The sequence below is a fragment of the Leptospira kanakyensis genome (assembly GCF_004769235.1).
Classification (GTDB): Bacteria; Spirochaetota; Leptospiria; order Leptospirales; family Leptospiraceae; genus Leptospira_A; species Leptospira_A kanakyensis.
In genome coordinates this window covers 692,313-718,163 of sequence record NZ_RQFG01000019.1, presented here as the reverse complement: position 1 = coordinate 718,163, position 25,851 = coordinate 692,313, and the positions used below count along the sequence as shown (strand labels likewise).

Genomic DNA, 25,851 nt, shown 5'->3' with positions numbered 1-25,851 from the left:
AAACGCATTTTTAGAACGTTTTTAACGGTAAATTTTTATTTTTTCTAGCAGCCCTTGGTTATTCGTTATGCAGGCGAGATGACTTTTTTACATAAGATTCCTAAACTTAAAATAAATTGATTTGGAAAACTATGTATGTCTATGCGAAATCGAATGAAACTCAGCTTTATCTCTATATTATTTTTAACAAACTGTGTAGTATTTCCTACAGATAACCAATCACAGGCGGATTCTGGCGTATTTGCTTTTTTACTTAACCTTATTGGAGGTTCTCCTACTTCCTCGCAAAATTTAAGTCCAGGAACCGCCATTGATTTGTCAGGTGATGGAACTCCAGATGGAACTCTCATTGATACCGATGGGGATGGTGTTTCTGATTCCATCAATCTTACTGGGGGAAACATTCCTAATTTAGTTTTACTTGATACCAATGGAGATGGGATTCCCGATGCAGTCGATACCAACGGAGATGGAATTCCTGATTATTATATCAATCCAAATCCGCCTGGATTTTTAACTACAGGCCCTGGTGGGTCAGGAAACCCTGTGGTGATTGTTTTAGATACAAATGGAAATCCATTAGGTTTTGATACCGATGGTGATGGAACTGCAAACGACACAACCATTGTTACCATCCTTAGTGATACAACTCCTCCGACAATCACTAGTTCCTTGTTGGCTGGAACTTATTCGACAACACAAACAACAACACTAACTTGTTCAGATAACAAAGCACCTGGATCCATTGTTTATACATTGGATGGATCGACTCCTTCTTTTTATCCAAAAAACGGAATGGTTCTGACAACGTCTTCTAAATCCATTTCTCTCTCGACAGAAGGAACTCATACCCTTCAAACGTTTTGTCGTGACCTAGCAGGAAACGTGTCATCGACATTAAACATCGTTTATACGATTGATACAAAAATCCCTGCACTTACAATCATAAGTCAATCCTCGCAGGCAATTAGTTCTTCTTCAGGTGCTATCGGAAGTTCTACCGCCACTTGGAGGTCTGATCGATCAGGACCATATACCGTTAGAGAGGGTAGTTCTTGTGAATCAGGAACCATAATTACTACAGGATCTATCACTGCAAACGTAGACCAAGGTTTTGTTCGTTCTCATACTCACTTCACAGGCGAAGGAATCAAAACCTATCGTATTTGTGTCACTGGCTCTAATGGACTGACTGGATTTGTTTCTGTTGCACTTACAAGAGATGATACGGCACCAGTGGTGACTGCTGATCCTGGTACCGGAAGTTACGGAGTGGCGACGTCAGTTTCGCTTTCCTGTTCGGATACAGGCGGCACTGGTTGTGAACAGATTGTTTATGCGGTGCAGATTGGTACAAGTCCATCAAATCCAAACATCCAGGGGAATACAGGCAATGTAATCAGTGGAAGTTTATATACATCTGCTATCTCAATGAGTGATGGAGCAGTCACCTATACAAAGTTTATTGCTAGAGACAAAGCAGGGAATGTTTCGAATGTCAATTCTCAAAATTATACTGTAGATACGCAAGTGGCTACGATTACTGTCAATTCACATACACAAGCGATCAATGGAACATCGAATGTAACACTCAGTTGGCAAAGTTCCAAGGTTGGATCCTACCAATTTCGTATGGGTGGATCAAACTGTTCCAATGGAACGGCTCTTACCAATACAGGAAGTAATACCAATGTCACAGGAAATGCCGCTATTTCTACCGACATCACAACTACAATTGCGAACTCTCACTTTGTGGAAGGAAACAATACCATTCGTATTTGTGTTACGAACTTAGTGGGAAGTTTTGGATCTACAACTCGTTCCACTCATAAAGATACGGTGGCTCCTCTTGTATCGATGGTTTCTCCTTCTGGGGTTGGCCCTTTTCCATCGGGAACACAACTGCAACTCAGTTGTTCTGATACGGGTGGACTGGGTTGTGATCAAATTATTTATACATTGAATGGGACAGAACCTACGTTTGATGGAAGTGGTGCTGTTACTAATGGAATGGTTTATTCTTCCGCAGTTGCACTTTCTAATGGAAACCAACAAGTAAAATACCTCGGTCGCGATTTGGCAGGAAATTTAAGTTCAGCAGGCAACCAAAGTTTTTATATTGGTCCACCTGATGCTCCAAGTTTTGTTGAAGCCCAAGCTGGCGGAGGTTCCGCTGTTGTGCAGTGGTGGCCAGTTTCAGGAGCTACATCGTACACAGTGTACTATAGCACAAGTCCAGGAGTGACAACGTCTTCTACCAGTTTTGGCCCAGTGACAGATCCCATTGCTACCATTACGGGTTTGAGTAACGGTTCCTTTTATTATTTTAGAGTGGTTGCTAGTAGTGCTGCTGGATCCAGCGTTGTCTCTTTATTTGAGGCAGGAACGATGGTGTTTGCGGCAGTTCCAGGAACAAACACAAATGGATCTCATTTTGATATCTCTGCAGGACAAGGCACAAATGCCGTCCCATACCAAGCCTCAGCAGTGATTGATACAGTGAATCAGAAACTGTTAGCTGTCAGTCAAAATGGAACCAACAGTAACAAACTTAGTTTGTACCGTTGTGATTTAGATGGTTCTAATTGTGCTCATATTGATATCTCTGCAGGACAAGGATCCAATTCTGGAACTTCCGCCAGAATTGTAATAGATCGAATTCATTCAAAACTATTGGTTGCTGCATTAAATAATGGTCGTTTGAGTTTATATCGTTGTCATATGGATGGAACAAGTTGTACCCATAGCGATATATCGGCAGGACAAACGGGAGTTCAAAGTTCTCCCTTTCCTGTGTTAGACTATACAAATAAAAAGCTCTTGGTCGTAACAAATTATGTAGGAAAATCAGCACTCTTTCGTTGTGATTTAGATGGAACAAATTGTACGTATACGAATATCTCCGCAGGGCAACCAACAAATTCTGGCCAATCACCAAGCGTTGCTATTGATCCGATTCATTCTAAACTTTTGTTTGTAACAAATAATTGGAGTGTTGGTGGTGCGGGTGGTAGTGGCAAACCAGGTTTTTTTCGTTGTAATTTAGACGGAAGTAGTTGTGTTTTTATTGATATATCTGCAGGTCAAGGTGGAAGTTCTGGAACCTATCCATCCATAGTGGTTGATACGATGAATAGGAAGTTTGTTGTAACAACCTGTAATGGTTCCAACAATTCGAAACTTGGAATGTTCCGTTGTGATTTAGATGGAACTAACTGTAGCCATACGGATATATCTGCAGGGCAAGGACTTAACTCGGGCAATGCTTCAAGTGCGATCATTGATACCGTGAATGCTAAATTGATAACGGTCACTGCTAATGGTGCCAATAACGGGAAACCTGGTTTGTTTCGATGTAACTTGGATGGGAGTAGTTGCACTCATACGGATATTTCTTCTGCGCAAGGAACCAATTCGGGAAATATGCCTGTGACACTTTTGAATCCATTTAATGGGAAAATATTGGTTGTGACACAAAATGCTGCCAATAATAACAAACCAAGTCTTTATCTTTGGTAAAGGTTTGGTTCCGAAATTATACATAAAAGAATGGATATTAATATTTTGAATATTTTGAATATTTTGAAACAAATGATAGATTTACTATTCGATTAAGTAAGTTTGAGACAAAAAAAATGAAACTTCCCCATCGCTAGTTCGATAAAGATTCGTTTGCTTTGGTATAATGTTCCGGTTTCAATTGAGATTTGATGATGAGTAGGGTGGTGGCAATCACTCCTGCATCATCGGTAAATCCTAAACCCAAAATGATATCTGGGATCGCATCCACTGGTGAAATAAAATACAGCAGTGCTAATGCAATGGATGTTTTGGCAGTGAGAGAAGTGTTTTCATCCAACAAACAGTAATACATCGCGATGACATCTTTCAAAAAGGGAATTTTTTTGCCTGTCTCTTTGATTTTTTTCCAAAAATTGGTTTTGATGAATTGGAGTTTTTGATTCTCATCCATGTTTTATGAGTCTAGAAGGTTTATTTAGATAGGCAAGGCAAATTCTGGTTATATAAAAACAATTTGTTTTGAGAAATTTAATGTTCCAATTACTTTTTAGTAAAATTGGCAACCAATCAGACTTAAGTCCGATCGATTGCATTCATTTGACTTAGTTTTAACCCAGTGCTTTGATCACATCTTCAGGTGCTTGGACGAGTTCCACGAGCACACCTTCGCTACAAAGTGGGAACTCTTCATTTCCTTTTGGGTGAATGAAACAAACGTTATATCCAGCAGCCCCTTTTCGAATCCCACCAGGAGTGAAACGAACGCCTTGTTTGGTTAGGTAGTCCACACATTCTTCCAGTTTGTCAATCCATAGGCCTATGTGATTGAGTTTGGGGTCATGCACTTTGGGGCTTTTGTTTGGATCTATGGGTTGCATGAGATCAATTTCAACTTTGAAAGGGCCATTTCCCATGGACAAAATGTCCTCATCCACATTTTCTTTTTCACTTTTATAATCTGAAACTTTTGTGAGTCCCATCACATCCACCCAAAACTTGGATAACTTTTCTTTTGACTCGCCGCCGATGGCAACTTGTTGGATTCCTAAAACTTTGAAAGGTCTTGTTCCTGACATTTAAATACCTCTTTTCGATTCGTTAATATATAAAATATTTCTAATTTTTAGTTCCCAAAATTGGTAAAAGGGAAGTTGTGAAGATTTTATTTGGTTTTGTTCCCGTGAGTCCATCGCCAATACAAATAAGCAACTAAGGCTAAACTTGTAGTGATGACAAATTGTGTTAGGTGGACAACCGTTGCATACACAAGTCCTTCTCCTGGATCACGACCAACAATGATAAATCCGGAAATAATGGCCGCATGGAAAACACCAATTCCTGAAGGTGCAGAAGGGATTGCCACACCCATTCCACCAAGAAACATAAATAAGAGTGCTTCAGGAAAAAGAATCGGCATTCCAATCAGTAAACCGGCAAGGTAGTAGGATATCGCATACCCAAAGATCCAAGTTGGAATAGAGTAAAGGACAGGTTTCAGTAGTTTGTCACCTTTGAGAAAAGATGAAAATTCTACCAAATGGTGGTCTAACTTGTCTTCGTAAAGTCCATGTTTGCCGATAAGGCCAAAAACGTTTTTTGCAATTTTTCGAAGTGTTTCCAAAAAATAACGAACTAACACGAGTCCTACAATCATTCCCAATATGACCAATGTGGAAATGAGTAACAAACTTAAGTTTTTGGATTGTCCAAGGCCCATAAAAAAAAGAGCCGATGCACCAATGATCACAACAGATCCAAGATCCATTACTTTTTCTAAAAAAATCCGACTGAAAAGATGAGTGAGTGGGAGTTCTGTATCTCGTTTGTTCATGATGAGACGAACAAGGTCTCCGCCTCTCGCAGGGAGAACCATGTTGAGACCAACACCAATGATGGAGGTTGTGAAACTTTGTGAAAAACTAATCTTTTTTTCTAAAAGATGATACCAGCGAATCGAAAAAGGCACAAAGGCCCATAAGTTAGAAAGAAAAAGTAGTGGGAAAATCCACCAATTGATTTTTCCCTCTAATCGTTCGAATTCTGTGAGATCAAAGTTTTTCGAAAGAAAATAAACCGCGATCCCTGAAACTAAAATTCCAAATATTAATTTTCTCATGTTTTCCTTTTTAACCCGGTGGCCAGTTCATATGACGACCACCTAATAGATGGAAGTGGATATGGTGTACAGTTTGTCCGCCAAAATTTCCACAGTTATTGACGAGTCTATATCCCTTTTCTGCAATTCCATTTTGTTTGGCCAGATTAGGAATGATTTGAAAGATTTCTTTTAAGATTTCTGGATCCAAATCTCCAATTTCGTTCATACTGGAAATATGGACTTTGGGAATGATGAGGACATGAAAGGGGGCTTGGGGTGTGATATCATGAAACACTAAAATGTTTTTTGATTCGTATTCCTTTTTACTCGGAATTTCCCCACTCGCAATTTTGCAGAAAAGACAATTCTCCATATTAAACTTTCTCCTTAGAAAAAACAAGGGATGCCGCACCTAAAGTACCGGATAAACTTCCCCCCACACCGATTTTTAATCTACCATTTAACACAGGAAAGATTGTGGATCTGATTTCTGACTCCAGGGTTTTGCCAAATAAATCATAGGATTTTGTGATTCCTCCCACAAATACAACTGCTTCTGGATTTAGTAAATGGATGGCATTTCGAACTGCATGGGCTAAAGCCAAGGTTCCAAAATGTAAAATTTCTTCTGCCACCGAATCTTTTTTGAATACAAGTTGGAAAAATTCTTCGGCACTATTTAATTTGATATTAGTTTTTTCCATATAACGGTTGATAAATCCCCGTGTGGAAAAATAACTTTCAACACAACCTTTAACCCCACAGCCGCAAAGTGCACCACCGATAACGGCTGTAGTATGACCAATTTCAATTCCGTTGCCAAGATAACCGGAATACAAAATTCCTTTATCGACAAAACCACCACCAACTCCCGTTCCCAGAGTTAAGATGAGTTTTGATTCCGCTTCTTTGTAAAAACCAAAATATGCTTCACCAAGTGCTGCACAGTTGGCGTCATTTTCATACCAGACGGGAAGGGAAAATTCTTTCGTTAGGGATTCTTTGATAGGAAGGTTTTCTAGACCTTTCATATTGGCACTTGCGATCAAAACTCCCCGTTCATTGTTTAAAGGGCCCGGAGATCCAACCCCAATTCCCTTTGCTTCTGGAACCAAAGGGCGGATGGTATCTTTTAAGATTTTTAAGAAACTTTCATTGTTTAAATTTTCCGGAGTGGGGGAAACAAGGGATTTTAATTCTTTACCCGATTCATCGAAGAGGCTTGCTCGAATGCTTCCTCCGCCGATATCCACTCCGATCGCCAAACCCAAACTCATTTTCCCTTAATGACCTGGTCGAACTTTCCGTTTTTCATTTCATAAACGGTTTGGGCATCGAAGGCCAGTTTCATATCATGTGTGACGAGAATGATGGAATGATTTCGTTTGTTGTATTCGTTTAAGAGAAGTTGGACTAAATAACTATTTTCTGGATCTAAGTCTCCGGAAGGTTCATCCGCAAATAAAATGGCTGGATCGTTGATCAGAGAACGTGCAATGGCTGCTTTCTGGATTTGTCCCCCTGATAAAGTGCGTGGAAGGGAATTTTGAATGTCACCTAACTTTAAATGTTCGATCAAATAATCGCATTTACGAATGTAGTCATCATTTGAAAACTTACGTGTAAAAAGTGCTGGCAGAAGTATATTTTCTTTGATGGTTAGATTTCCCACAAGTTCGGAAAATTGAAAAACGAGTCCGAGGTCACGGGCACGAATTTCTGCTAGTTCCTGTTTGGAAATTTGGGAAAGTTTGATTTGGTCGTACAAAATGTCCCCTTCTGTCGGGGAAAGCATTCCAGTTAACATCGAAAGTAAAGTGGTTTTGCCTGATCCTGATGGCCCAATGATGGCAACGTAGTCACCTTGGTTCACATCAAAACTAACGGAACTGACTGCTTCGTCTTTGCCAAATCGTTTGGTTAGGTTGTGGACTCGGAGTAACATTATTTTTGTCTCCGGATGGATTTGTAAGGATCAATATAAGAACTGATTCCAATGGTAGGAACAGAAACCAAAAAACCGAGTGCGATAAAGAGAACCAAACAAGAAAAAATGGATTTGAGTTCACCGAAGATCCCAAAGTCGGGTGGTGGATTCAAACCCGCAAGATTGATGATGATTGCCAGTAGGAAACTGGGAAGAAATAAGAAAAATAAGGACAATGAATGTAGCCAAATACATCCCAATCGGTTCCCACCAATGGCCATCATCACTCCAATGTCCCCAAGGCCATGCAGGCAGTGGAAGAAAAAGAGAGCCATCAGTGCAAAACTCGTAGCGTAAAAAAGAATCTGCGGAGATTGGTCAAAGGAAACGATACTAGTAAGGGACACACCTCCGTACAAATGGAAGTGGATCCTAATAGCGAGTAAAAAGAATGTAAAAACCAGGGCTCCGACGAGGCCATAGGCCATCGAATAGAGTCGATCCCGGAAGAGAAGTCGAAGAGCGAACGAAATGTAGGTGAGTTGTATCACTTCCAGGACAGAATTGACGTAAGACTCTTTTTTACCAACTAAAATAGGAAAATAGGAAGTAATCGAATTTGGCATTTTTTATCTTTGTGGGAGCAGCTGTGATTATGCTCGGGTTTCTTTTGACCTTCATTGTGGGGCAAAGAAGGGATAGTTATGCCAAGGCTTTGAGTCTCGCGACACTCGGAAATTTTCTAGATGCAAGGGCCCTTGTTCGGGAAAAACTCGAAGAAGACCACCAAAACCCTTACGGTCACTATGTAATGGCAAAGATTTATGCCATGGAGAATGATCCCTTAAACGAAGCCAAACACCTCGAAATCATAAAAAAGAACAACCGGTATACAAAGGAAATCGATTCGGTAACAGTTTCCAACCGCATTGCTGATATTTATTATAACAAAGATTTTTTTGAGGAAGCCTTCTTCCATTATTTGGACACCCTCCAAGCCGATCGTTCCAATCCCATTGCCTGCCTTCGATTGGGATTTATGGCCCTCGGCCAAAAAGAATTTAAAATTGCAGAACATTTTTTCTCACGTGTTCCGGAGGAAAAAATCAATCTTTCCTCTTACTTCATTGCTCGGGGTGTGATCTCTGGTGTGACCGGTGGGGGAAAGGAAAGAGAATATTTTGAAAAGGCTTACAAATTAGAAAAGTCTCCTGTTTCTGGTTTTTTATATGCGCTTTCTTTATCCCGGGAAAACAAACACAAAGATGCGGTTAAAACGGCAGTGGCTATCAGCGAACAGATCGAAGACGAGTTTGTTCGTTTTACTTTGTTTCAGTTTTTAATGACAGAAGCCATCCTCATGCAAAATTTTCCCGAAGCCTTGAAGTATGGAAGGTTGTGTATGGAAATGGCAAGGCTCAATGCCTGGCCGAGTGAAATCATCGAAACAAGCATCCACTTTGCAATGATTACTGTGTATATGGGTAGGCTTGATGATGCATCAGAATATTTAATTGAAGCAGAAGCAGAAAGGTTGGATGATCCAGATGTTGTGGCTCTCGCGAATTTAAAGTATAGATTGGAACGTGGGACGGGGACTGTGGAATCACTCACCCATGAGTATGATCTTTCCCGGGAACTCAATTTACTTTCTGTGAACTTATTTCCTAACTCCAGATACTTTGAACTGAGTGGGATGCGTTCTTCCAAACCATTTAATATCAAAGGGATGGTGGATGATGCGGGAAAAAAACTAACATCCAAATTGGATATGTTGGGTCTTGATAAATTTGAAAAGTTTATTAGCCTTCCGGGAACTAATTTCAAAAACCAAGCCACTCGTATGGTGATGAGTATGGGTTACCGAGTCACAAAAGAAATGTCGAACCCGGAAGCGGATGGGGTGAATTTACTTGCTTCTTCCAAAGAGGATGTAAACAAAAGAGCCCTTTTCCGCGTTCGAAAATGGAAAGATGCCAAAGTATCTGATGTATTCCTGCGCGAGATGACAAACCAAATGGAAGAGTTAGGTGCCACCAAAGGATATGTGATTGGAAACTTTGATGTCACAGAAGCAGGTAAAAAAATCATCGCAGCAAGTAACGGTGCCCTTGAGATGTACAGTGGAGATTTGTTTGAAGACCTTCTGAACAAAACTATGTAATGAAATCATTCGCAAAACAAATTTGGTTTTTTCTATTCTTTTTTAGTTTTTTGTATCATTGCCAAATCCAAACATCTGGTTCTAGGCCTTTGGATCTGAATGAAGTAGGGCAGACGCAAACTGGGGAAGGAAATCCCAGCCGAACCCAACGAGAGTCCAAAACAATTTCCTGTCCCATTCCTTTAAATGTTGGAAAGGTGTATGGAACCTCCATTTCTAAATTTGACCAAACTGTCATTGTATCAGAACTTAAAATTTTACTTTCCGATCTTTGTTTGGGTGAGTTTACCCATCTCCTGACCCTTGTCCATCCCACCAAAGGTTTGTATGTCGATGCCAAAGGATACTGGACAGTCGAGGAAGTGAAAGCGGATTTAAAAGATCCCAACGGATACTTCCAGGTTTATTATTTTCATTCCGAGAAATTAGATTCCAAAAAGGGAAGTTCTGGAAATTTAACAGTACGTGATGTGTTTTTGGCAGCAAAACAAGTGTCAGTTGATTTTTATGTGGGTTCTAGCGAGGAAGTGGAAGTAAAATTCCGATTTTTAGAAAACCCTAAACTAGAAAGGTATTTGATTAATCCTAGTTTTGTCAAAGCGGAGGGGAAATGGTATCTCCTCCGTATGTTTTGATTTATCTGGTTCCCGTAATCACTTGTTTGACGATTTCTGAAGCTGTGGCGAGAGGATTTAGTTTTTTCGCGTCAGTCACTTGTTTGGTGGCAGTTTTTTCATCAAATCCAAGTTGGATGAGAGCAAGGGTTGCCAAATCTGTTTCTCTATCTTCCGATTCTGTTTTTGCAGATTCATCACTTAAAAAGATTTCTAACTTTTTTAAGTTTTGTTTGATTTCAAAAAGAATTTTTTCTGAGGTTTTGCCTTTGACTTTGGGAATTTTTTCCAAAGTTTTTCTATCATCTTCTTTTGCGATTTTATACAAATCGTCGGCATGGAAAAAGGAAAGGATTTTGAGTGCGGTCAGTTCACCGATTCCATGAAGTGATTTGATGAGTTGGAAAAGTTCGCGGTCTTTCCTTGTAGAAAATCCAAAAAGTCTTTCCCCTCTGTCAGTGATGGAATGAAAGATGTGGATAAAAATCTCTTCCTTCATTTTGTCTTTACATTCTAAATGCAAAGGAAAAGGAATATGAACTTCATACCCGACTCCTGCCACATCCAGGACAAGATGGTCCATTTCTAGTTGAATTAATTTTCCGCGTAAACTTGCAATCATTCCTTTCGTTCCACTTCCAAAATCTAAAATCCCACCGGTTTGACCACCAATCTTTTTATCATCGAATCACAATGAGTGAATCCACTCATTAGAAACTCTGGAAGAGGATCTTAAAAAAAGAAAAGGAGGTTGAGTTTTTTTTAAAACTTTCGTAAAACCTTTCTGGTGAAACGAATTCGGATTTCCAAACATCCTCATTTGGCCCAGTATCTGACTCTGGCCGATCTATTTAAAAATTTACCGCATACGGTGCTTCGCGAACTAAAGGAAAACACCGTTAGGGAATTTTTAGTGGGTGGAGAGGTGTTATTTGCAGAAAATTCCGATGGGAATGATTTGTACATCTTAGCCGCAGGAAAATTACGTTATGAAAAACGCGGGTCAGATGGTGCGGTTCGTGATGTGGGAGAATTCAAACGTCTGGACATCATTGGAGAACTGAGCCTCATCACAGGGGAAAAACGTTCCGCCACTGTCAAAGCCATCCGCGATTCGGAACTCATTCGTGTTCCTCGGGACATCGCACTTTCCATCCTTCTCAAATACCCAGAAAGCCTTTTACAAATTACCAAAATCATCGCCGAACGGCTGGCACATGCCAAAACAGAAAACAAAGGTTTTGTTCCTGTTTCTCGAACGTTTTCGGTTCTTTCCGCATTAACCAAAGATAGTTTGGATGAAATCATTCATAAGATGGGTCTCGTATTTTTACGGTATGGATCCTTTTGTGTGGTGGATGAAACATTTTTTCTGGAACGAACGAGCGAGTTACAGACGTTAGAGGAAAAAGACCGCGAACCATGGATCATTCGGTTTTTTTCGCAATTGGAAGCGGAGTTTGATTATGTATTTTATTTATTAGAAGATAAAAAGGATGTTTCCGCTTGGATGCGGAGGGCACTCCGCCAATCCGATACCATTTTATACATTAAGGATGCAAACTCGGATCCAAATTGTATCCATTTAGAATCTATTTTAGATCCCAAACAATTCAAAGAGATCAATCATGTATTAATTCTCCTCCAACCAGATCCAGTGGTTGTAGTCCCTGGAACTATCCGACATTTACACAAAAGAAAATTTAACCATCATTACCATGTGCATTTGGACAGGCTTGATACATGGGAAAGGCTCGGCCGGGGTCTCCTTGGAAAATCCATTGGGCTTTCTCTTGGTGGAGGGGGTGCGAAAGGTTTTTCGCATTTGGGAGTTCTTTCAGCTTTGGAAGAACACCAAATTCCGATTGATATGGTTTCTGGAACCAGTGCTGGATCTATTTTTGCAGCCCTCATTGCTATGGGGGAAACAAGCGCCGGTAGTAAGGAAAAGGCAAAAGCATTTTGGATCTCCAAAGACCTGTTAAACGAATATACAGTTCCTGTTTTATCCCTCACTACAGGAAAAAAATACACAGAAGCCATTCGCCAATTTTTTGGATCCATCCAAATTGAAGATTTATGGATTCCTTATTATGCCATTTCCACCGATCTTTCCCATTCGGAAATTCATGTACATGACAAAGGTGATTTATGGAAGGCCATTCGTGCGAGTACCTCCATTCCAGGAGTGGTTCCTCCGTTTATCGATGATGGGGTGGTTTATGTGGATGGAGGAGTTCTCGATAATGTTCCTGGGATTACACTCAAAGAGCGGGGTGCTGGAAAAATCATTTCGGTTGACGTGTTTGGAGATATTTATCCCGACCAAGACAAAGAACTCTGCGCTTATTTTGATAAAACAAATCCAGGGGTGATGACAAATCCCTTGGTACAAATTACAAACCTTATCAACTTCAATGAAATTTTAAGACCCAAATTTCCTCCCATTGGTGATATCATCATTCGTTCGATTCTGGCTTCGAGTCGGGACCGCATCCGACAAACAGAAAAAATCTCCGATTTATTCTTACAAATTCCTACGAACAATTTTGGCCTTTTGGATTGGTTTGCCTATGAACGTTTGATGGAACTTGGATACGTTTCTTCCATCGATAAAATCAAAAGGAGTAAAGAGAAATTTCTAAATCCTTCTTTACAATAAATTCTAAACCTTATCATACAAAGTATGTTTGTGATTTCAAATTATCGTGTGATTTTGGTTGGGTTTATATTTCTTTTTTTCGGGGTAAGTTCACTATCCGCTCAAAACTTAGATTCGTTAGTTGCATCTGTTTATAACAAACAAGAGACCTTACTCATCCGTAATGAAATTCGAAAACGTTTGGGAGATCGGGCAAACGATCCTTCGATAAAAGAAATTGTCCAGTCACTGCGGGTTTGGGCGGCTTTTGAATCTATGCCGGCTCCTGAATTTGCGGAAGGGGTCGAAAGGTTTGTTATCTTAAAAGACTATGGGTACACTTGGGAAGAAACAGAAGAATTGATCCCTTATTTTATCACAGCGAAACCTAACAAAAAAGACATTCCCTATCTCGGTAAATTTTTTAAAGAAACCGCTATCTCAAAACTTCCTGAAGATTCCATTCTTGAAATTCTACGAGTGGCGAGGGCCAAACAATGGAGTGGTGCATCGGTTCTTGTTGCTGGACGTTTCGTGGTTTTATCTCGTAAAAAGCAAGAAAATACAAATTCCACCATCAAAACTTTGGAGTCCGTCCTTCCCAAACAAATCCAAACTCTCAGTGATGAAAAAAAATCCCAATTTTTAAATGATTGGTATAAGAAGGAAGGACAAAATATAGAACCTAAGGATTGGGAAATCGTAAAAGCAGATACCATCCAAGTTCTCAGTCCAAATTCTTCCAAAGATCATTTTCAAAAATCAGAAAGACGCACAGAAATTGTTTGGAATGAACAAGGAGAGTGGGTAAAAAAAGAACGCCCAAGACTTGATCCAAACATTCTATTTTTAGAAGAACAAAATAGCTCAACTGTACAAACAACTGTTGGCGAGAAAGATAAACGTAAGTTAGTTGATCCTGTGGGTCGAAATTGGATAGGAACTCCTTATTTGTATGGTGGGTATTCCAAAAGAGGTGTGGATTGTTCTGGTCTAACCAAATCCATATTAACCGATTCAAAAATTGGAATGAATGAAAAAACAATTCCCAGATCCGCCAGAGACCAGGCCCAAATCGGTAAGTCAGTTCCGCGTGACAAACAACAAATTGGGAATTTAGTATTTTTCTCTGCATCACCAAACACAAGTAAAATTACTCATGTGGGAATGGTTTTAGAAAACGGAAATTTTATCCATGCATCTACGAGTCGTGGTGTGGTCATCCAATCCTTAAACGAAAAGTGGTGGAAGGAAAGATATATCACCGGGCGAGACGTTTTTACCGGAGCTAAATAGATGGCTAAAAAAAGGGCATTGGTATTGTCAGGTGGTGGGGCGAGAGGTGCCTACCAAGCAGGTGTTCTGCGGTATTTGGAGGAGATCCATTGGAAACCAGATATCATTTGTGGGACATCGGTTGGTGCCATCAACGCTTGTGCGATTGGTTCAGGAATGAATTCCAGTAGGTTATCTGAATTATGGTTACGTTTAAACCAAAAAAATATCATGCGTTATTCGGTCTGGAATATGTTAAAGGGATTTTTTCGAAGAAAATACTATCCCCTTGTGGAAACCTATCCCTTAAAAAAATTCATCCATGAAAATATGGATTTTACGGCCCTGAATGAATCCAAAACAAAAGTCATCATCTCTGCTGTGAATATCCTAACATCAGAATTAAAGTTTTTTGAAAATCCTGGTTTAAGAATCGAACATATCTTGGCTTCTTCTGCCATTCCCATGATCTTTCCTTGGCAAATGATTGATGGAGAACCGTATTGGGATGGAGGAGTGATGGCTAATACCCCAATTTTACCGGCGCTCACTCACGAGGCCTCTGAAATAGTTGTGGTCCTACTTTCTCCTGTGGGAGGGGTGCAGATGATGGAGGCACCGGAAACCAAAGACGAAGCCTTAGAAAGGTTATTTGAACTTTATTTACTTGGTTCTTACAGAAGTGTCGAACAAGGATTTGAATACAGAAAGGCTGTAATGCAAGGGCTCACACCGATTGAAAATTTTTTACTGGGACTGCGCACTCAATTTAAAAATGCAAAAGTTTCCGTCATTGCTCCCAAACGAATGTTAGGTCTTGTGAGTATCTTAAATTTTAAAAAGGAACAAGCGGAAATCCTTCTTCGGCATGGTTACGAAGATGCCAAAGAGTATTTTACATCGAACCAAAGTTCAAAGTAAAATACCGATATCATAGTTAGTTTCTGGAACTAACCATGATATAAACGGAATGGGCACTGTATTCAAAGGTTTGGGATAGGGAATTTGGATCAATCCTCGAATTCCCGTTTCCTACTTCTCGGATATAAGTAACGGAAACAGAAGATTTCGATGTCACCCAGGAAAATCCTAAACTGAGTCCTTTGTTTCGGGAATATTCATTTCTTGGGTTCGTTCCCGATCTCGCCACTTTGTAAATCAAACTATTGTCTCCGGAATTTACCTGCACTTGGTTTCCATAAGCGTTTTGTAAGTATAAATCTACAGCGGACTCTGTCCAGGAAATGGGTTTTGTATTGGGTTCGTTTGTGTAAATACCAGCTAACACGGAAAATGTGTCTGCTAAATAATATTCCATACCCGCCGCAAAGTTGGTAGTTGAAACCCTTGTGAGTTCTCGAATTTCAGTATCATTGATGGTGTAGGTAATCCTTCTTCCAAAGGTACTAATTTCGTCCTGGTTCCGATTCGATTTGTAACCTGAAGTGTGGATCATATCAAAGGAAGCAAGAAATCTTGATGTTGGGAAAAAGGCAACTCCGAACCGCATCTCGGATGTTTGTGGGATAGAAGTCGTGAGTTTGGGTTTTTGAGTGAGAACTCCCGCTTCAATGGAGGAGGCTCCGTTCCCAGTTCCTTCGATAAAATCTATGGCAGAGGATCCTGGCCTACGGGTAGAATCTGCATACACTTCATTGTATAACCTATTTCCTCCCATAACAAAGATACGGCGGTAACTAAATCCTAGTGATACTTTTTGAATGGGTTGGTATTGGATTCCGATGACGGGCATAATACCAGAAGTCCTACGGTTGTCTACATAGGAACGCATAACATAACTTAGATCGGAAAATTGTTGGAACTGAGTCCTTGAAACTTCTTTTGTATCGTTTAGGTAATATAGTGTAGCACCTACGGAAAGTTTATCGGTGAGAAGGTAAGCCGCACTTGGGCCTACGAGAAGTTGGTTGTATCTTTCTTTTGTGTAGTTTCTGGTAGAGTTGATCGAAGTAGAAACGAGTGGGTAGTTGACTTGGTCGACTCGGTTGTAAGAATAATTGTATGTATTGACAATTGAAAATGCAAACTTCCATCGATCAAAGTTCTTTAACAAACCAATGAAGTTTGGATCAAACCCTTGGTGGGTTTGGTTGTAGACTTGGCCCGGTGTATCAATGTTAATATAACTTCGTTTTACATCTTTAAAATTACTCGCGGAAATGGAAATTCCGTCGTTGTAAGTAAAACCAAGACCTGCTGGGTTGTAATAAGCACCTGACGGATCATCGGCGATAGCAGTGAAAGCGCCACCGAGACCAGCAGCTCTTTCTCCATAAAACCCTTGGACATTATGATAGGGCTCCGAAGGAAATAGAAAACTCGGGAAAAGAAATAGAATCGGAAGGAAATTTCGAATTTGTATTTTATTTAACATATGTTTGTTTTGAATTAGATTTGTATAACTGTATTTGCCAGAGAAGTATAGACTTCATTACCATTTGCATCTATTGTATAACGCCAAACAACTGTTCCTGCAATCTGGTCTGCCGTTCCGTAAAAATCTACATAATATACTGGGCCACCGCTATTGACATTATTAAAGAATTCTCCCCAACCGACATATTCGTCGGGAAAGTCATTCGGATCTACCCCGGCTGGCATAATGACATAGGCATCGTATTCCGTAAAACCCCCTTGCCCAATACCACCACCACCTGAAGGCAACACCGGCGTCGTAAAATCAACAAAGGCGTCCCATTCGAATTTGTAGGCATTGGCTCCTGTTTCATAAAACTCGCCATAGATATCATAATCAAAGTAACCGAGTTCTTCGTATTCATCATTGGAGTTATCATTTAAATCATAATAATCTACGGCAAAGTATTCGGTTTCTCCATTTTCATCATAGGTTTCTTCTAAATAATATTCGTAACCATTGTTATTGTCTATGTATTCTGTGGTGACATAGCCACCAAAATCATTAGTTTTTCCTTTGACTGAGGTTGTGACCTTGTCTCCCGAACTATCGTAAACATTGCTATAACTAAGGGTCACACAGTTATTTGCATTGGCATTTGTGTCGTTATCACATTCTTCAAAGGTAAATCTTGTTGTCGATTTGTCAGTGCTTCCGGATGTAGTTGTAACTTGTTTGATATTGAGAATGGCTTTGTCTTTTTTTCCGGCTTGGGTGATGTATGTGATGGAGGCTTCCACACTGAGAGAAATTCCGAACACTTTTAAGGAACGTGTGATGGAACTAAAAATTTTTGATTTATCGGTTTTGAATTTTAAACTTTTTTGAAATTTATTGTTTGTTGGGCAGGGTTGAGGTGTTCCAATGGATTCAGCAAACGAATAAGAAATTTCTGCATCATACTCGTTATTGGAAAGTGTTTTGTAAACCATCGCAGGTGTAGGTACAGACTGTCCGATATAAGGAAGGATGCCTTCATTTTGTAAACTTGCTAGTTCGCCTCTCGCTTCTTCGGCGCTGAGTCCCAGTCGTTCAATCCCTTCTAGGAATTCGTTTTCCATCGATTGTGTGATACTTACAGTCGACGCCCCACCAGGAACACAAACACCTGGGTTTCTTTTGGCTACATTATAAGCACCACTGATAAGAACCAAATCTCGTTTGGAATCTCTGAGGATTTCGGCAACAATGGAAGTACCTTCTGTTAAAAATGCCTGCCCTGTGAATCCGTAGTCAAAAGTGTCTTGGGCAATCCCTTTGGAAACAGCAATGAATTTTTTGTTTTTGTTTGTTTTACCAAAGGAAGCACCAAGACCAGAAGATGGTTTACGAATGGAACGAGGGACAGCAACGCTTAGGTTTGAGGGAAGTTCGGAATTGATATTGGAATTGAGAAGGCTTCGGACAAGAAAACGAGTTACAAGAGCTGAAAGTGAATTGCTTTCATCTTTTTCTTTTTTACAGCTAGTAAAGGTGAAGAAAATCAAAAGGAATATTAGTAAAAGATGATGCATCACGCGTTCATTTCAAGAATGCGAAAGGAAATGTCAATTCTAAAGTCTTTCTATAAAAAAAGAGTTTTCAGCAATTAGGTGAAAATACATAATTTATTGCATGAGAGCTCTGTCTCACACCTTTTTGTTTCTTTTTTTAGCACAAACACTGATTGCGAAGGGCAATGTATACGTACAAAGCACAAAGGCAAAACTCCTTTCCCAACCCAAACTCAGTGCTGATGGATTCCCTTTACAAATGGGAGATGTTCTCGCGCCAGTCAGCGAACAAGGACTTTTTGTCCAGGTTCGGGCGGAGAATCGTTCGGGTTGGGTCTCCAAATTGTTTGTATCTCCTCTCCCACCGGGAAACCAAATCAAACTAGGTGTCACTTCCAATTCTTCTGAGGCGGTCGTAGCAAGACAAAGAGCTTCTGATTTTACAAAAACAGCAGCAGCGCGCGGTCTTTCGGAAACACAAAAAATGCGAGTGCGAGGGGAAGGGGATCTTTATGATTTTGAATCTTTACGTTGGGTGGAATCGGTTCCTTTTCCTGAACAACTGAGTCAACCGAATCAGCCAAATTCTAAAACGGAAAATTTGAATATTGGTAATTCAGTGTATTCTAATTCTGAATTAGATATTTTGGCTGAGACAAAAGCAGAAGTAAAAGTTGGGCGTTCCCTCGCTGCTAGATTATTAAAAAAATATCCAGTAGTAAAAGATGCGGAACTTACAGGTTATTTAAACACAATTGCTTCTCGTTTGGCTTCCGTATCTTCCAGGAAAGATCTAAGTTTTAGAGTGGGAGTGATTGAATCGCAAGAAGTCAATGCTTTTGCTTGTCCCGGTGGTTTTGTGTTTTTAACAACAGGAACTCTGAAAAAAATACAAACAGAATCAGAACTTGCGGGAATCATTGGTCACGAAATGGGGCACATTGTTTTGTTTCATAACGGAGAGTTCAAACAATCTAATTTATTTTTGGATATTTTGTCGGGATTACTTTCACCGCCAGGAGGTGAAGTTGTGAATGCAGCCACTTCCGCATTACTTGATGAGATGGAAAAACAACTTTTTGAAACGGGACGTGATATGAAATTAGAGTTAGAAGCAGATGAAGCGGCAGTTGGTCTTACAAGCCAAGCTGGATATTCTCCTGTTGGCCTTTCTAATTTTTTAAATACAATTTCCAAGGCTGAAGGTACGGAATCACTAAAGAAAACACATCCTGATACAACCATCCGTATTGCCAAATTAGTATATTTTGAATCAATTTCTTCCCCTGAAAATTCATTCTCTGGCAAAGACCGTTTTAGTGAATTCAAATCCAGACTCAAACCATGAAACAAAAAAAATACCTATTTCCATTTTTTCTGATGGTTCTAATTCCAGGAACCATTCTGGGGCTTATTTCTTTATTCGGTTTTTCTAATACTTTAAATCGAAAGTTATCGGATTCGCTCTTTCATCTACTTCCATCCCATCATAAGTTTTCGAAAGACATAGTCATTATCGATATTGATGAACAGAGCATTGCAAAATATGCAGATCATCCTGAGTTAGGACAGTGGCCTTGGAAAAGGAATATTTATCCAACTTTAATCGGATATACCAAACTCATCACTCCTCCTAAAATCACCATCATAGATATTATGTTTACAGAAAGGTCTGACTATGATGAAGCTCTGGTTGCCGCCAATCAAAGTTTAGGTGAGATTTCACATGCCGCAAATTTCCGGGATGGAGGGATTGTGATCCCGCGGGAAGGCGAAGAGATACTTGCGAAGAAGTTCAATGTTCCCTTACCAGAGAATTCACCGTTTCCCCGTTATGAAAATGCATCTTTTCCCATTGGAGAAGTTGGGATTACTGCCCCCATGTTACATGTGGTGAATGTAATCCCTGATAGTGATGGAATCCTTCGTAGGTTTGCCCCGTTCATTCGTTGGAAAAATAATCATTTCCCAACTCTCGCCTTACAAGCATTTGTAGAGGGAAAATCGTACGCAACCGAATGGAAAGATGGTCACTTTGTCATTCAAAAAGAGGGCGTAAGAAGAGAAATTCCTTTGGGTAAAGATGGTTTGGTTCGTGCCTATTTTTATACTGAAGAAGAAATTCGGAACATTCCTCGTTACTCGGCTGCTGGAATCATTGAGTCCTTAAACCAACTCAATTCGAGCGAAGTAGAAGACCCTGAAAAACTTTTAGTGCCACCTTCACTTTTTGAGAACAAAATTGTTTTGATTGGAACTTCTGCGGCTTCCACCCATGATGATGTGGTGACCCCATTTGGTCTTTTTCCAGGTGTGATTGGCCAGGCAGTATTTGCTTCAAACTTGATCGAAGGTCATTTGTTAAAGGAACTTCCTGAAGTTTGGGGCATTGGATTTACTCTTTTCATTCTTATCATTGGAGTCATTATCCTTTTTGTCAATCAGTGGCATTTTTTACGAAATATTTATCCAATTCTCGCTATATCGATGTTTGTTGGTCTGTTTTATTTTTTATATCGAATGGATTTGGTTTTGGCGAGTTCTCCTTTTATCATTGCCTTCCCTCTTTCTTATTTAATGGGTTTTGCTTATCTCACATATACGGAAGGAAAAGAAAAAAGAAAGTTTAATAATGTTTTACGAAACTTGGTAGACCCTGGGGTTGTGAGTGAAGCCCTCGAAAACTTGGAATCCTTAAAAAAGGGAGGTGAATGGGAAATCACTGCCTTTTTTTCTGATGTTGCTGGATTTTCAAGTATCAGTGAAGAACTAAGCGCCAGTGACTTGGCAAGGTTACTCAATGAATACCTTTCCGCAATGACTAAAATTTTAAAAGTTAACTCTGGAACTTTGGATAAATACATTGGGGATGCCATCGTCGGAATTTTTGGAGCTCCCATCCAAAACAAAGAACATCCAAGGCTTGCTTGTAAAACGGCTCTCGAAATGGTGAGTGAACTCGAAGTTTTACGCTCCGTTTGGAATGAAAAAATGGATTATACCAAAACAGCTCGTGAGATGAAGTTTCGGATTGGATTGAACTGTGGACCAGCTAAGGTTGGTTTTATGGGAACGGATAGTTTGGCATCATATACGATGATGGGAGATACCGTCAATTTGGCGGCACGTTTGGAAGCCGCTGCAAAAGATTATGGAACGTCCATCCTAGTTTCTGAAAGTATCGAATCTGTTTGTAAAGACGAATTCCATTTCCGATTTTTGGATTGGATTCGTGTGAAGGGTAAGGAAGCCCCTGTCAAAATTTATAGTTTGGTTTCATCTGTTTCGGAATTCACACCACAGGTTCTGGAAGCTGAACAAATGTATGAAGAGGGATTTCGATTTTATTCGCAGAGAGAATGGGAAAAAGCCATCAGTTGTTTTGAAAATGTATCAAAAATTTACGGATATAAAGACGCCGCAAGCCATCTTCTCATCAAAAGATGCCAAGCTTTGTTTCAGAATCCTCCAGCGGAAGGGTGGGACGGAGTGTTCACAAGGACTACAAAATAAAAATATCTTCACAGTCTTTTCGTTAGATTGAATCAATCGGAAAGACTAACGGAAGTTCTTTTTACAATTTCGCAAACCAATACATCTAAGTCGTTGGCTGACTTTCGTAAATAGGAATGGATTTCGCTCGTTTTTTCTTCGGTCATTCCTGATTCTAAAAGTTCCAAAAGCCCTAAGATATTCGCAAGTGGCCTTCGGATTTCGTGAGATTGGATCCTTGCAATTTCTTTTAATTCTTGGATTTGAGTTTTGATTTTGTTTTCCGTTTGGATTTTTTCTGTAATGTCTACGATGATTGCAGAAACGTAGTTGGTTTGATTGACTTTAAAGCCATTCAGACTGACTTCTACAAAGATTTCCGTTCCATCTTTTTTCACAGCAGTTGTGACTTGGTTTTTTCCAATACGGATTGGTTTGGGACTTTTTATATAATCACCAACCAAAAGATCGTGTCCTGATCGGTATCGGGAGGGAACGAGGCATTCAACGGATTTGTCGATTAGTTCTTCTTTTTTGAATCCAAAAGTATTTTCTGTTTCTATATTACAGTGAACAATTTTCCCAGAGGTATCAACAATCAAAATGGAGTTAGGTGCCGATTCAATTAAGTTTCTGAACTTTTGTTCGCTTTCGGAAAGGGCAATCTCCATTTTTTTTCTTGTATCTATATTTTTTGCACGAAGACAAACTCCCAAAAGATTTTTTTCTCTATCGTAAGTGGGACTCATTCTATATTCAAACCAAATGGAAATACCTTTGTAGTCCGAATGTCTTTCAATTAAAGTGGTTTCTCCGAGGATTGCCTTTTGTACAAGGACATGGAAAACTTCTTTGTCTTGTTCTGTGACAAAACTTCTATAATCCTCTCCGATTTTTATAATTCTTCCAGAGTAGGCTTTGAGTGTGTCGAGTAAACTTTGGTTGAAGGCTAAAACGGAATAATCAAGTCCGATGAGGACAATGGCATCTGTTGAATTGTCCAAAACCATTTGTGCATAATCGGGTGATCCGTTTGAGTCCATTTTTAGTATAAACTTTCTGTTGTTTAAGCCAGGTAAATCAGAAAATGAGACGAAATATTTTTGGGGGATGAAACAAATTGAAACGGCTTTTTATTTGGGATTCAATGCTAAATATAGAAAAATAGTTCCTTTTTTTTTATTTGATTTTGGTTTCTTGAATTGGCGGACTTTTGGGATCTGCAGGCGACTTAACTACGAATAAACCAGATGGCATCAATGTTTGAAATATTTATTTTTTAGTAAAAATAAATAAGGCAGTTAAAAGAAAAATATTAAAAACAATTAAATACGTAAATATTGTATTTTGTTTGGTTAGCAATCTGATTTCGTCTTTATTTTCTTTTATCTCCTCTCGAATCATAGATAAGTTTTGGTTTAGTTGATTGATAGACTCAGATAATGGTGATAAATCGATGATTGTTTTTGATTGGTTCCCAATGTTGTTTTTTACTTGTTTGTTTTCTACAATTTCGTCAGTCAAAATTTTTGAATTTAGTTCTTTGTAGCGTTCATTGACAAGTTGGTTTGTCCGCCATCGCAAATAAGCATCTTTGAAAAAAGGAAATGCCGATTTAAATTGTTTGTTTTGGTATAAATACTCGCCCTTTTCAATCCAAAATTCCGTTTCTAGAAGTTCGAGATTTGGAATAGAAAGACCGTCATTTCCAAGTTTTCGAAGAATACTTTCTGCTTTATCGAATTGATGCTCTCGAATTGATTTTCTGTAAAGTAGGATGTCTTCTTCCAGTTTCTCTTCTGAGTTAATTGATACACTTAAAAATAATAAAATAAAAAGTAAAAATCGCATAAATTACCTATTTAAGATGATTGCTTGGTGGCCAAATCTAGCCCTTGGCATAAGTGACGGTAACTCAACCCAAGAGTTCGAACCTGGGTTGTCTAGATTTAAAGTTCTTACTTTGTTAGTTGGTAAATTGATTGATGTGGCTCCACCGAATAAATATAAAATTCTATTTTCGTAATCAATTTCCATTGCTGGCGCATATAAGTTTTCTGGCAAATTTGATCCAGTTGTAAATAAGTTAGAAGAGCCGGTTAGCCCCATGAATTCAAATCTATTTGAAGGTGTAATGGAAGTTACTGGTTGAGAAATATTCGTTCCTGTAGAACCTCCAGCAATAAAATAGATAGGTGGATCCGTATTATAACGGTCAGTTTGTTTTGGTCTGTAACAACTAGCGGCAGCACCGTGTCTAGCCAGAGATATTGAAGCTTCTATTTTTCCTGTTGTTGAATTTAGCGAAGGGGTGTATGCATCCGTTGTTGCATATGCCAAGCCGTCCTGATAAAAACGTCCCCCAGAGTAGATGATACTTCCTGAATATGTGCAAGCACTCATATCAATTCTACCGAAGATGGAAGTACTGGACGTGTAGTTCGACCAATTACCTCCGTTAGTTACATCCGGTCGAAATTGGTAGACAGTATTTAGAACGGTTCCAGTTGTCATATCCAAGCTCGTTGTTCCACCGATTACAAAAATTTCTTCACCTATTGAACCAACAATGCCACCTTGTACAGTGTTCGGAATGTCATCATATTGTTGCCAAGTGCCAGCAATGGGATCATAAGTTTCTACTATTCTACTAACTGAATAAGTTCCACCAGATTTAGTCATTCCCCCAATAATAAATATTTTTCCATTATGACTGACAATTTGTGCGTTAACCCGTGGTGTTGGAATGCTGGTCACTGCTTGTGACCATGTGTTGGTAATTGGATCATAATAATCAATCGGACCGATTGGATTATTATCAACTCCCGTTCCACCAACAATCCAAATACTTCTTTCATAAATTGTCTTGAGACTTGAAGCAGTTTTAAATCCGATAGGAAAACTCAAACCTTGCTCCGATGCGCCGCAAGAAGGGATGGCTTGGTAATTCTGATTGTTTATTAAACCGGAAACAGGTAGGGCATGAATTTCTGATTTTAGAATGGTGGTATCTAAACGTGAAAAATTTGATCCTGATGTATGTAAAAACCCAACCGCTTCGAAAGAACACTTCCACGTTACTATTGCAGATGTTTCGGTTATCCCACCGACCCCTGCCCACTCCACTTTGATTTCATCTTTAAAAGTTCCTCCTGTTATTGGATTTTGTGAACAACTTATGAAAAATGCGGTTATTAAAATTGTTATTATTGATAAAGTTATTTTCATTAAAAAATCCAACCGCCTTGGATCTCGAACCCAGATCCACAAAAAAGTTCTTTGGTCTCAATAAAACACTGGTTTTTGAGTCCAATTCGAATAAGGGAATTTGAAAATTTAAGTCCTTGCCATCCAATATCGAATCCCAGTGAACTATTTCTACCGCCAAACACATCACCATCGTTTGTTCTATAATTTACCTGACCAACACCAATACTCAAAGAACTGTAGAAGTTTAATAGTTCATGATTATTAAATTTCTTTGAGTAAAGACCATAGATATTTCCAGTCTGAATTGTAAAACTTTCTCCGTTACCATTGGAGCGATAGTGCTCCATCTTAAATCCCATTTGCCAATTTGAATTCCATTTTAAAAAGGCAGGTTCCACAAAGAACGAAGCACCTTCAAGCATTGGATGATTTTTGGATAATGGCGAGTAAGTTGGAAGTAAAAAGAGTGATAAACCGACAATTGTTTGGTTGTTTTCTTTATCAAAGGAAAGATACTCTTCAGGAAAATCGGGATTCTCTAATTTAGAGGGTGTAGGAGGTAATATTTCTGATTTTAGAATCGTTAAGAATCCTAACTCTGTTTTTACTACGAATTCTTCTTTTTTTTCTTCTGCAATTAAGCCACGTATCCTACTGCCGTTCTTTAATTTAAACGTCGAAAGCGAGTATGATGAATCTATATTCGTATTATTTGACATATCAAAGCTTTCTATCTCTTTTTTAGGTATTTTATAATCTTTTCCTCTATATCTAACGAGCAAATGGTGAGAATCATCTGAAATAAAAGACGCGTGATAAACATTACCATTCGAAAATTGAATTTGAACAGAGTTCAAATTTAATGATAACAAAAATAAGAATATTGTAATGTGTTTTTTTGATTTAAAATTTAATTTCATCAGTTAACGAGTATTTATTGACAGAAAATATTGGAATGATATAAACTGGCAAGAAATA

22 protein-coding genes are annotated in these 25,851 nt (G+C 39.2%); 8 read left to right on the top strand and 14 right to left on the bottom strand.

Features of this window, described 5'->3' with window-relative positions; genetic code table 11:
* Positions 1-141 precede the first annotated feature (141 nt).
* Positions 142-3,519 carry a chitobiase/beta-hexosaminidase C-terminal domain-containing protein gene (locus EHQ16_RS17735; RefSeq protein ID WP_135632982.1) on the top strand — a complete coding sequence of 1,126 codons (3,378 nt, stop codon included), beginning with the start codon at positions 142-144 and terminating at the stop codon, positions 3,517-3,519.
* A gap of 133 nt (positions 3,520-3,652) precedes the next feature.
* On the opposite strand, the gene EHQ16_RS17730 is transcribed toward EHQ16_RS17735, so the two are convergent.
* The 7 genes from EHQ16_RS17730 to EHQ16_RS17700 form a co-directional block, all read right to left on the bottom strand.
* Positions 3,653-3,973 carry a YkvA family protein gene (locus EHQ16_RS17730; RefSeq protein WP_135632491.1) on the bottom strand — a complete coding sequence of 107 codons (321 nt, stop codon included), beginning with the start codon at positions 3,971-3,973 and terminating at the stop codon, positions 3,653-3,655.
* 157 nt (positions 3,974-4,130) lie between these two features.
* Positions 4,131-4,598 carry a VOC family protein gene (locus tag EHQ16_RS17725; protein WP_100790246.1) on the bottom strand — a complete coding sequence of 156 codons (468 nt, stop codon included), beginning with the start codon at positions 4,596-4,598 and terminating at the stop codon, positions 4,131-4,133.
* An 86-nt stretch (positions 4,599-4,684) separates the two neighbouring features.
* On the bottom strand, positions 4,685-5,638 hold the full coding sequence (locus tag EHQ16_RS17720; RefSeq protein WP_135632490.1) for a lysylphosphatidylglycerol synthase transmembrane domain-containing protein: 954 nt from the start codon (positions 5,636-5,638) through the stop codon (positions 4,685-4,687).
* A gap of 10 nt (positions 5,639-5,648) precedes the next feature.
* Positions 5,649-5,993: a histidine triad nucleotide-binding protein gene (locus EHQ16_RS17715; protein ID WP_135632489.1), complete on the bottom strand. Its 345-nt coding sequence runs from the start codon at positions 5,991-5,993 to the stop codon at positions 5,649-5,651.
* A gap of 1 nt (position 5,994) precedes the next feature.
* The gene (locus tag EHQ16_RS17710; RefSeq protein WP_425269958.1) at positions 5,995-6,897 is read right to left on the bottom strand and encodes an ROK family protein; all 903 of its coding nucleotides are present in this window, start codon (positions 6,895-6,897) and stop codon (positions 5,995-5,997) included.
* Positions 6,894-7,565: an ABC transporter ATP-binding protein gene (locus EHQ16_RS17705; protein ID WP_135632488.1), complete on the bottom strand. Its 672-nt coding sequence runs from the start codon at positions 7,563-7,565 to the stop codon at positions 6,894-6,896. The genes EHQ16_RS17710 and EHQ16_RS17705 overlap by 4 nt, the downstream gene beginning before the upstream one ends.
* A complete protein-coding gene (locus EHQ16_RS17700) occupies positions 7,565-8,173 on the bottom strand; it encodes an ABC transporter permease (protein WP_135632487.1) in 609 nt (202 codons plus the stop codon). The genes EHQ16_RS17705 and EHQ16_RS17700 overlap by 1 nt, the downstream gene beginning before the upstream one ends.
* Here EHQ16_RS17700 and EHQ16_RS17695 point away from each other — a divergent pair.
* Positions 8,167-9,711, top strand: coding sequence for a restriction endonuclease (locus EHQ16_RS17695; RefSeq protein ID WP_135632486.1), 1,545 nt, complete (start codon positions 8,167-8,169; stop codon positions 9,709-9,711). The two genes, EHQ16_RS17700 and EHQ16_RS17695, sit on opposite strands and share 7 nt — an antisense overlap.
* The gene (locus tag EHQ16_RS17690) at positions 9,711-10,346 is read left to right on the top strand and encodes a hypothetical protein (RefSeq protein ID WP_135632485.1); all 636 of its coding nucleotides are present in this window, start codon (positions 9,711-9,713) and stop codon (positions 10,344-10,346) included. Before EHQ16_RS17695 ends, EHQ16_RS17690 begins: the two co-directional genes overlap by 1 nt.
* Position 10,347: 1 nt before the next feature.
* On the opposite strand, the gene ruvA is transcribed toward EHQ16_RS17690, so the two are convergent.
* Positions 10,348-10,947 (bottom strand): Holliday junction branch migration protein RuvA, encoded by a 600-nt coding sequence (gene ruvA / locus EHQ16_RS17685; protein WP_135632484.1) that lies wholly within the window; start codon positions 10,945-10,947, stop codon positions 10,348-10,350.
* Positions 10,948-11,112: 165 nt separating this feature from the next.
* Here ruvA and EHQ16_RS17680 point away from each other — a divergent pair, with 165 nt between their 5' ends.
* From EHQ16_RS17680 to EHQ16_RS17670, 3 genes are read left to right on the top strand one after another with little or no spacing between them, the layout of a single operon-like run.
* Positions 11,113-12,987 (top strand): patatin-like phospholipase family protein, encoded by a 1,875-nt coding sequence (locus EHQ16_RS17680; protein WP_167482675.1) that lies wholly within the window; start codon positions 11,113-11,115, stop codon positions 12,985-12,987.
* Between the two features lie 24 nt (positions 12,988-13,011).
* Positions 13,012-14,262: a C40 family peptidase gene (locus EHQ16_RS17675; protein ID WP_208742309.1), complete on the top strand. Its 1,251-nt coding sequence runs from the start codon at positions 13,012-13,014 to the stop codon at positions 14,260-14,262.
* A complete protein-coding gene (locus EHQ16_RS17670; RefSeq protein WP_135632483.1) occupies positions 14,263-15,162 on the top strand; it encodes a patatin-like phospholipase family protein in 900 nt (299 codons plus the stop codon).
* 16 nt (positions 15,163-15,178) lie between these two features.
* Here the strand turns inward: EHQ16_RS17670 and EHQ16_RS17665 are convergent, their stop codons facing one another.
* Positions 15,179-16,636 carry an OmpP1/FadL family transporter gene (locus tag EHQ16_RS17665; RefSeq protein WP_208742308.1) on the bottom strand — a complete coding sequence of 486 codons (1,458 nt, stop codon included), beginning with the start codon at positions 16,634-16,636 and terminating at the stop codon, positions 15,179-15,181.
* 14 nt (positions 16,637-16,650) lie between these two features.
* Positions 16,651-18,192 carry a hypothetical protein gene (locus tag EHQ16_RS17660; protein WP_135632481.1) on the bottom strand — a complete coding sequence of 514 codons (1,542 nt, stop codon included), beginning with the start codon at positions 18,190-18,192 and terminating at the stop codon, positions 16,651-16,653.
* Positions 18,193-18,292: 100 nt separating this feature from the next.
* Here EHQ16_RS17660 and EHQ16_RS17655 point away from each other — a divergent pair, with 100 nt between their 5' ends.
* Both EHQ16_RS17655 and EHQ16_RS17650 read left to right on the top strand, forming a co-directional pair.
* A complete protein-coding gene (locus tag EHQ16_RS17655; protein ID WP_135632480.1) occupies positions 18,293-19,519 on the top strand; it encodes a M48 family metalloprotease in 1,227 nt (408 codons plus the stop codon).
* Positions 19,516-21,684: an adenylate/guanylate cyclase domain-containing protein gene (locus EHQ16_RS17650; RefSeq protein WP_135632479.1), complete on the top strand. Its 2,169-nt coding sequence runs from the start codon at positions 19,516-19,518 to the stop codon at positions 21,682-21,684. Before EHQ16_RS17655 ends, EHQ16_RS17650 begins: the two co-directional genes overlap by 4 nt.
* A gap of 32 nt (positions 21,685-21,716) precedes the next feature.
* On the opposite strand, the gene EHQ16_RS17645 is transcribed toward EHQ16_RS17650, so the two are convergent.
* The 4 genes from EHQ16_RS17645 to EHQ16_RS17630 form a co-directional block, all read right to left on the bottom strand.
* Entirely contained in the window at positions 21,717-22,706 is a 990-nt protein-coding gene (locus EHQ16_RS17645) for a PAS domain-containing protein (RefSeq protein ID WP_244242133.1), read from the bottom strand.
* Positions 22,707-22,935: 229 nt separating this feature from the next.
* Positions 22,936-23,514: a hypothetical protein gene (locus tag EHQ16_RS17640; RefSeq protein WP_135632478.1), complete on the bottom strand. Its 579-nt coding sequence runs from the start codon at positions 23,512-23,514 to the stop codon at positions 22,936-22,938.
* A gap of 3 nt (positions 23,515-23,517) precedes the next feature.
* On the bottom strand, positions 23,518-24,891 hold the full coding sequence (locus tag EHQ16_RS17635) for a Kelch repeat-containing protein (protein ID WP_135632477.1): 1,374 nt from the start codon (positions 24,889-24,891) through the stop codon (positions 23,518-23,520).
* The gene (locus EHQ16_RS17630; protein ID WP_135632476.1) at positions 24,891-25,793 is read right to left on the bottom strand and encodes an LA_3334 family protein; all 903 of its coding nucleotides are present in this window, start codon (positions 25,791-25,793) and stop codon (positions 24,891-24,893) included. The genes EHQ16_RS17635 and EHQ16_RS17630 overlap by 1 nt, the downstream gene beginning before the upstream one ends.
* Between the last annotated feature and the right edge of the window lie 58 nt (positions 25,794-25,851).